The sequence below is a fragment of the Bacillus sp. AFS001701 genome, from assembly GCF_002559405.1.
GTDB lineage: Bacteria > Bacillota > Bacilli > Bacillales > Bacillaceae_G > Gottfriedia.
This window is the reverse complement of the sequence record NZ_NTZO01000796.1, coordinates 1-475: the sequence shown is the minus strand read 5'-3', so window position 1 is coordinate 475 and position 475 is coordinate 1. Positions and strand designations below refer to the sequence as shown.

Here is a 475-nt window from a genome sequence, read left to right as displayed (position 1 = left end):
AATTACATGATTGAAAAGTAATTCTCGACTACCATTTAAATATTTTGATAATGGATTTTTAAAATTTATATTTTTTTTCATTATAGGTTTTTCATCTATTTCATAGCTACAGGATAAGTCTTTAATATCATATATCGCATCTTTAATATTAAAAGTTGCCTCAGGTAAAATTGGCCTCGGGAAAGAAGCCTTTTTATTTTGAATCCCTATAATAAAGAATCTATTTCTTAACTGGGGAACACCAAAATTAGATGCATTTAATACCCCTTTACTATTATTTATATCATAACCTAGTGTATAGAATTTTCTCTCTAAATAATCGATTACTGTATATGAACAGATACTTAGAAAAATTTCATCATTAGATATATAAATTTTATCTATCATAATTTTTTTTTCATTGATTTCTAATAATATTGATAACACATTGTTTATTGATATTAGCTCTTTAATTTTTTTAAACAATAGATCATTT

At 23.2% G+C, this 475-nt stretch carries 1 protein-coding gene; it reads right to left on the bottom strand.

The window, feature by feature from the left end:
- Nucleotides 1–475 (bottom strand): DNA cytosine methyltransferase (locus tag CN514_RS25200; RefSeq protein WP_176526096.1); only part of this gene is annotated, 475 nt, incomplete at both ends.